At 48.0% G+C, this 7,866-nt stretch carries 6 protein-coding genes, 1 tRNA gene and 1 pseudogene; 5 read left to right on the top strand and 3 right to left on the bottom strand.

Annotated elements, in window-relative coordinates; genetic code table 11:
• Positions 1-659 (bottom strand): annotated as a pseudogene (locus RMO52_RS19530) (sulfite reductase, ferredoxin dependent); the annotation flags it as partial.
• Between the two features lie 328 nt (positions 660-987).
• Between RMO52_RS19530 and RMO52_RS19525 the strand changes: the two are divergent.
• The 5 genes from RMO52_RS19525 (at position 988) to RMO52_RS19505 (ending at position 6,299) form a co-directional block, all read left to right on the top strand.
• Complete coding sequence (locus tag RMO52_RS19525; protein ID WP_310417570.1) at positions 988-1,608, top strand: DUF938 domain-containing protein; 621 nt, start codon at positions 988-990, stop codon at positions 1,606-1,608.
• Positions 1,609-1,877: 269 nt separating this feature from the next.
• The gene (gene pcrA / locus RMO52_RS19520) at positions 1,878-4,220 is read left to right on the top strand and encodes a DNA helicase PcrA (RefSeq protein ID WP_310417567.1); all 2,343 of its coding nucleotides are present in this window, start codon (positions 1,878-1,880) and stop codon (positions 4,218-4,220) included.
• A gap of 170 nt (positions 4,221-4,390) precedes the next feature.
• A tRNA-Gly gene (locus tag RMO52_RS19515) sits at positions 4,391-4,462 on the top strand.
• A 77-nt stretch (positions 4,463-4,539) separates the two neighbouring features.
• Positions 4,540-5,043 carry a hypothetical protein gene (locus RMO52_RS19510; protein WP_310417565.1) on the top strand — a complete coding sequence of 168 codons (504 nt, stop codon included), beginning with the start codon at positions 4,540-4,542 and terminating at the stop codon, positions 5,041-5,043.
• 11 nt (positions 5,044-5,054) lie between these two features.
• Complete coding sequence (locus RMO52_RS19505) at positions 5,055-6,299, top strand: gamma-glutamyl-phosphate reductase (protein WP_309741246.1); 1,245 nt, start codon at positions 5,055-5,057, stop codon at positions 6,297-6,299.
• A gap of 242 nt (positions 6,300-6,541) precedes the next feature.
• On the opposite strand, the gene RMO52_RS19500 is transcribed toward RMO52_RS19505, so the two are convergent.
• Positions 6,542-6,988, bottom strand: a complete 447-nt coding sequence (locus RMO52_RS19500; RefSeq protein WP_309741248.1) for a KH domain-containing protein — start codon at positions 6,986-6,988, stop codon at positions 6,542-6,544.
• Entirely contained in the window at positions 6,985-7,242 is a 258-nt protein-coding gene (gene rpsP / locus RMO52_RS19495) for a 30S ribosomal protein S16 (protein ID WP_309741252.1), read from the bottom strand. The genes RMO52_RS19500 and rpsP overlap by 4 nt, the downstream gene beginning before the upstream one ends.
• Positions 7,243-7,866 lie beyond the last annotated feature (624 nt).

The raw sequence follows: 7,866 nt of genomic DNA, 5'->3' as shown, positions 1-7,866 counted from the left end.
GTACCATACAGCGGCTCTAGATCTCCAGGAAAAATTGTATGGTTGGTATCGTGTGATAATGCCGCTTTGACTTCCGGTGCGGGTTCGCCAGTAATGACATTTTCTCCATCCAACCACACCTCGTAATACGCACCTGACTGGGGCGTGAGCAGATCGGCAATCCGATCGGCGTACGTTAGGGCGTATCTATACTCTGGCTTGTTTTTGAAGGGTGCTGGGGGTGCCATCACGTTGCGGTTCAAGTCGCCACAAGCACCGAGAGTAGAACCCATGTTCTGGACGATCGCCGCAATGGCTGGTTTGAGGTTTTGCTTGAGAATGCCATGCATCTGAAAACCCTGGCGGGTAGTCGCGCGGATGGTTTCGTTGCCATAGTCACTCGCCAATCGATCGAGTGCCAGATACAATTGGGGTGGGATAAATCCGCCTGGATTGCGGGTGCGGAGCATCATCTGATAATCTTTTTCGGAACCTTTGACGCGATTGTCGCGATTATCTTGCTGGTAAGATCCGTGAAACTTGAGGATCTGAATTGCGTCTTCAGTGAAATAATTTGTATCGAGAAGTAGCTCGCTGGCAACGGGTTCCCGCAGATAGTTACTATCTGTCTTTAAGTGTTCTACTTTGGCGAGCTTTTTGGGGGCGGAAGTGTTAACCATACTGAGTTTAAGGATCCTTGCAGTCGAAAATCGAGCCTATAGCAATCCTGATAATTAAGATCTATAGTCTATTTATTCTAACGCTCCTACGATTCGCCGTTTTGGTGGGAATCCTAAAATAAATGTCGAGGTTCCCGATCCTTAAAGAAATATTCTCATCACAGCGGTTAGAAACCGCCGCTAGTGATGCAAAGTCCGCCTTCTCTGCGAGACGCTTCGCGAACGCGGACTGATTAACTAGTCCGCGTTCGCGGACTTTGCACTACGAGCCACGACTTCCAGTCGTTGGCTTGCACTAAACTAGAGAAATCCCAATCGATCGATACCAATGGATAACTCTCTCGATCGTAGACGCTATGCACCTGCCACCGAACGCAATCGCGCACCAATTCTCGAAATTTTGCAGCAAGTCTTACCGCCGACGGGTACAATGCTCGAAATTTCCAGCGGTACTGGCGAACATGCGGTGTTTATGGCTCCCCAACTCGCGCCGCGCTATTGGCTACCCTCAGATCCAAACCCCGATGCCAGAGCGAGTATCACCGCATGGCAAAGGTTCGCGCCGTGCGATAATCTATGTCCCCCGATCGATCTCGATGCTAGTAGTTCCGAATGGTTGGTAGAATCAAAAGAGCCAATTACGGCAATTGTAAATATCAACATGATTCATATCGCCCCCAAATCTGCTTATCTGGGGCTATTCGCTGGCGCAAAGCGTATCCTCCCGATCGGTGGTATCTTGTACTTATACGGCCCCTTCAAGCAGGGTGGAGTCCATACAGCTCCCAGCAATGCTGCTTTTGATGAAAGTCTGAGAAGTCAAAATTCAGCATGGGGCATCCGAGATTTAGCAGAAATAACTACAGTTGCTCAAAGTCACAACTTAGCACTTCAACAAGTCTATTCGATGCCTGCTAATAATCTTTCCGTTGTCTTTAAGATTAAGTGAATAGATCCTAGAATTGTCCGAAACCCAGACTGATTAGCAGCGGAGATCCACCCACCCCACCCTACGGGCACCCCTGTCTTGAAAAGGTGCTCTACTTGGGGAAACCTCAAGACCGCACTTTTCGCTCCGAGGAGGGGATTTTCTACCCCTTATTAAAGGGGCTAGGGGTAAATCCCCCCCTCGGAGGGGCGAATCAGCCGCAAGGCTGATTCGGGGTGGGTAGATCTCCGCAGCACACCAAAAATCCCCCAACATCTCCTCACTCCACAATGGCTAATACCGACTTTCTCGCTCATCTCAACCCATCCCAACGGCGTTCCGTCGAGCATTATTGTGGAGCCTTACTCGTAGTTGCTGGAGCCGGAAGTGGCAAAACTCGCGCCCTCACCTATCGAATTGCCAACCTCATTCGTACCCATCGCGTCGATCCATCACATATTTTAGCAGTTACCTTTACTAATAAAGCTGCCAAAGAAATGCGATCGAGAATCGAGCTATTATTCGCCCAGCAACAAGCAGAATTTAAATTTGGCAAGGCTTGGGGGGCATTGGATGAGTACCAGCAGACTCAACTTCGATCGCATGTTTACAAGACGATTATTAAAGACCTCTGGATTGGAACATTTCACGGGTTATTTAGTAAAGTTTTGCGATTTGATATTGAGAAATATCAGGACGAAAAGGGCCGGACTTGGAATAAGAGCTTTTCGATCTTCGATGATGCTGACTGTCAGGGATTAGTAAAGCAAATTGTCATCAAGCAGTTGGATTTAGATGACAAGAAATTCGAGCCGCGTGCGGTGCGATATGCGATTAGTACTGCCAAAAATCAAGGCTTATCACCTGATGAATATAGTAGAGAGCAAAATGATTACCGGGGGCGGGTGATTGCTGATGTTTACAAGCATTATCAAGATGCTTTGTGCGCGAATAATGCGCTCGATTTTGACGATCTATTATTAGTGCCCGTTCAGCTATTTCGTCAGAATGCTCAAGTCTTAGATTATTGGCACCGCAAATTTAGACATATCTTAGTCGATGAGTATCAGGATACAAATCGGACTCAATACGATCTGATTCAGCTACTAGTTACTAATGGTGTCGATAGCAAAACCTTCGATGCTTGGGAGCATCGATCGATCTTTGTGGTAGGTGATGCCGATCAATCTATTTATTCATTTCGGGCGGCAGATTTCACGATTCTGATGAATTTTCAGGATGACTTTGGCGATAGTATGCCAGACGATCGCACCGAAACGATGGTGAAATTGGAAGAAAACTATCGATCGCGTGAGAATATTTTAGCCGCTGCCAATCATCTGATTCAACATAATACCCAGCGGATCGATAAAGTTCTGATCGCGACGCGTGGTGAAGGCGAACCAATCTTTCTATATAAAGCAGATAACGAAATCGATGAAGCGGAATTTGTCGTCGGTCAAATCCGGAAACTAGTTCGCGAAAATCCCGAACTCAACTATGGTAATTTTGCAGCTCTATACCGTACCAACGCTCAATCCCGACCGATCGAGGATGCCTTTGTGCGCTCGCAAATTCCATATACAATTGTCGGTGGACTAAAGTTCTACGATCGGCGGGAAGTCAAGGATATGATTGCTTATCTCCGGGCAATTGCCAATCCTAGCGATACAGTTAGCTTGCTCAGAGTCATTAATACACCCCGAAGAGGTGTCGGACAAATAACAATCGACAATCTCCAAAATGCCGCTCATCAATTAGGCGTTCCCTTGTGGGAAATCCTCAATGATGATACTTCCGTCAAAACAGTCGCCGGACGATCGTCTAAAGGCGTGCTAACTTTTGCCGAGATTATTAATAAGTGGCGCAGCGAAGCTGAAACTCGTCCGGTTGTCGAGATCGTCACCGGAATTATCGAAGATACTGGCTACGTCCACGAACTCCAAACGCAAGGAACGGATGAAGCGCTAGAACGGATTCAAAACATTCAAGAATTAGTCAACGCGACGATTCAATTTCAAGAGGAAAATGAGACGCCTACACTCGAAGCCTATTTAGGTAGTGCGGCACTAAGTTCGGATTTAGACAATCTCCAAGAAGGTAAAGAAGCCGTCTCCTTGATGACATTACATGCTTCTAAGGGACTGGAATTTCCGATCGTCTTTTTAGTCGGATTAGAAGCCGGATTATTCCCCAGTTTTCGATCGCTCAACGATCCGATGGCTGTCGAAGAAGAACGCCGCCTGTGTTATGTCGGCATCACCCGCGCTCAAGAAATGTTGTATCTCTCCCACGCCCGCGAACGCCGCTTATACGGCTCCCGAGAACCCGCAATTCGATCGCAATTTATCGGCGAACTTCCACCAGAATTACTCAATACCAATCTTCGGGGTAAATCTTCAGCTCAAATGAGTACTAGAACTGCCGCTAAAGAGCCGAAAACCGTCGGCAACGCTACTAATCAAACAACTGGCTGGCGCGTTGGCGATCGCGTCATTCATCGCAGCTTTGGGGTTGGTCAAATTTCACATGTTTTCGGTACTGGCAACAAGCAATCTGTCGCGATTAAATTTCCCAATCTCGGTCAGAAAATTATCGATCCCAAAATTGTCGGCTTGCAAAAAATCGAGTAGCGACGCACTCGATCGTGTTTGATACCGTTTTCATCTAAAATTCCCCCACACCCATCTTCCATCTCCCATCTCCCACCTCCCATCTCCCATCTCCCATCTAATTTTCGACCCAGATGTTGACAATCGCTCAAACTCATGCGAGTATAGTAGATGTGATTAAAACACCTGATGCGGGTGTAGCTCAGTGGTAGAGCGCAACCTTGCCAAGGTTGATGTCGCGCGTTCGAATCGCGTCTCCCGCTTGGATATCCAAAATATATCTGTAAAATTAGATTGATTGTAAAGAAGTCTCCCAATTCGGGAGACTTTTTTATATGCTATGAACATAGCATTAGTTATTTTTGTGTCATTACCACCGCTCGATCGAGACGGACTAAAAAAAGATATTGTGACACCTCCTCACCACAAGATTCATTTAGACCAAGAATATCCTTGCCCGTGCCATCTGCATGGCAAACTGCAACATATCGTCCTGACGGAAGCCTTTGGCTGCGATCGCTGCCATCGCCTCTTTGTCCTGCAAGCCGATGGTTTGACGGTCGAAGAATTAGCAGCTACTTATCCCTACAAGCGCCGCTATTATTGGAACGGCAAACGGCTCAAAGTGCTCAGATCGTTACCAAAAGACTCTTTTTGGGCATCTCGGCATGAGAGTTGGGCAATTTGGATGCAAACACTAGGCGCGATCGGGCTAGTGCTGTTACTATTGCAACTATATTGTCGAGCGATCCTGACTAGTCCGCTCCTCAATCTTGTAATATCAATAGCGATCGCTATTATCGTCCTTATCGTCATTACGCTCTGGTTATTCGACCAAGGTTAAACACCTCTTTTATGGAACATGCGAATGCCAACCTCAGCTTAGCTAGCATCCTAGCGCAGTCAAACCACGCCGGACAACATCTGGCTTTGACTAGCAGTAAGCAGCGCGAACAAGCGATCGGATCGATGGCGACTGCCTTGCGATCGGCATTTCAAGATATCCTTGAAGCCAATACTCTCGATCTGGAGGCAAGTCGCGAATTAGGGATCGCCGATCTGCTCCTCGATTGGCTCAAACTCACTCCCGAACGACTGGGGCGGTACATCGATTTATTGTATCGGCTGGGCGAACTGTCGTCGATCTATGGCAATCCCGATCCGGGCGCACAAGCAGGAGATCGGCATAGCTATAGCCAAGTTAAACCGCTCGGGACGATCGCTTTTATCTACGAAGCCTTACCGGAGTTGGGGGCAATTGCTGCTGGGATGAGCATCAAAACAGGAAATAGTATCGTTCTCCGAGGCGGTGCCGAGACTCAACATACCAATCTGGCGATCGCGATGGCGCTCAGAAAGGGGCTAGAACAATCCGCTGTCTCCCCCGATGCCATTCAAATCATCGACCCCAATCCGCGACTGTTATACGAGCTACTAGCACATACTCAGCAAGTTAATCTAGCTATCTGCTACGGTAGACCGAGTTTGATCCATCAGGTAACGCAACAGGCAACCGTCTCGATCTTGCCAGCAGCGATCGGGAATTGCTATTTGTATTGGGGTGCCAATGGGAATTTAGAGCTAGTCCGGCACGCAATTTGCGACAGTCATATCGGCGAACCAGATGCTGTTAATGCGATCGAGAAAGTGTTGATCCATACCGACAGATCTTTGACATCCTTGACGACACTCTGGAAAAGCTTAAAAGATCGGGGTTTTCAACTTTACGGCGATCGAGAATTAGTAGCCAACTATAGCGAGTACTTACGGCTAGCCCACGATGACGAGTGGTACCAGCCCTATCTGCGTAAAAATATTGCCTTTAAGTCCGTTCAAAATGTCGATGAGGCGATCGCGACGATCGACCGCTACAGCAGCGGTCACGCTGATTGTATCGTGACCGACTCATATTTAGAATCCCAGCAATTCGTGGCTGGGATTAATAGTGCTTGCGTCTATATCAATGCTTCGCCACGCTTCTATCGCCACCAGCGGGGATGCGATCGCATTTTGCTGGGGATGTCTAATTATCCAGGTGCCCAACGTGGCTCGATCGGTTTAGCCGCTTTAATTGCCACTCAGCAAGTCACAATGGGGTGAGCTAAACGAGGGGATAGGGGATAGGGGATAAGGAATAGTGGATAGCTTGCACTGAGCGACAGCCGAAGTGTGAATAGGGAATAGGGAATAGTGCTGAGCTTCCCTATTTGTCGCTGGTGCAAGATGAGATCGGATGCTTGTGAAAAAGGGACAATTTCAGAAATTGTCCCTTTTCAACTTTGATTTAAATACCGGAAAAAGATCTGGTCTGCGGAAATGGTAACGGCAAGCGCCATCGGGTGCTAGCGACGCGGACGCGGTGGCGGAACGCTAGAACTATCATTACTGCTACTGCGCCGTTCTTCACCGTCTGCCGATTTGCGAGTGGGCTTGATCCGGGGCGGACGATTCTCTTCTGGAATGCTGCTGGCAGAATGCTCCTGCTGCTCGTCTGAGTCGCGATATTTAGAGCTACTACTCCCATAAACATCGAGGTGGCTGGATTGACCGACTGCGGTGGCGGCTGCTTGTAAAATCGTCCGCACTGCCTGAATATTTCGGCCACCTCGACCAAACGCACTGCCTTGGTCGGCACTGGCGATCGCTACCCGAATCCAGACTCGCTGACGCTCGATCGTATATTCACAATCGATGCTCAGGGCGTCCGGTGCGCTCAAAAACGGTTGGAACAAAAATTTGACTAGTTGCTCGTAGTCCGGCAAATTAGGTTGAGGGGTCGAAAATGTCACGTTGCTTTGATACCTTTTTGTTCGAGCACGTTCGCTTTTTCTAAAATCCGGCGGACGGTATCGGTGGGCTGAGCGCCTTGTTGGAGTCTTTTGAGAATCGCTTCGGTATCAAGGCGAACTTCGTCAGTTCTGGGGTTGTAAAAGCCTAGTTCTTCGAGTGGGCGACCATCGCGTCTGCTCGTACTTTGCATTGCTACTAGACGGTAGCTAGCTTCCCGCTTTTTACCAAATCTTTTGAGCCGAATTTTAATCATGTTGAAGCAGTTTAGCTGGTAATATTGGTGAGTTGGATTATTGACCCACAGCCTTCCAATCATAGCACAGCAGTTGCCAATATTTGGAGATTGAGTCATTGATGATGTGAGCGCTAGTCAGCAGGGGCGCTAAAAGAATGTTTAAAAAGTATAGATTAGCACTTGCAAACCCTAGAGAATCCCCCCTTTCTTGTCTCGCTGTCTTGTCGTTTTTTTATTCGGGGGGAACCCCCGAATAAAAACGCCGCAAAACCGTCGGGTTCCCCCATTCCTGACAAGTTAAGGTTAGTGGTTGTTTGAGATGAACAAGCTAAATGTGGAGTTTGAGTTTTTCTGACTCGATCGAAGTACAAAGGTTCTCGATCGCTAGACATGTGATGGATTGGTCGATTGATAAATCGTCAAACCTGCTTGAAACTTGCGATAGCGAAGCGCTGCCTTGGCAGGTCGAAGCTTAACTTGTCACTAATCGGGTTCCCCGATTGCTGGCACAAAGACAATCCCCTGCATCACAATGAGATTAGTCGAAATTAGAGTGGGGAAAACTTGGTGTTCTTACGCGACGTTTTCGGGGGAAGCTTCCCCCGAAAAGCTCGCTTATCTGACTAGTGTACTTGACCCACT

It is taken from the genome of Chamaesiphon sp. OTE_8_metabat_110, assembly GCF_031382685.1.
In the GTDB taxonomy this organism is placed as follows: Bacteria; Cyanobacteriota; Cyanobacteriia; order Cyanobacteriales; family Chamaesiphonaceae; genus Chamaesiphon.
This window is presented reverse-complemented; position numbering and strand designations above follow the sequence as displayed.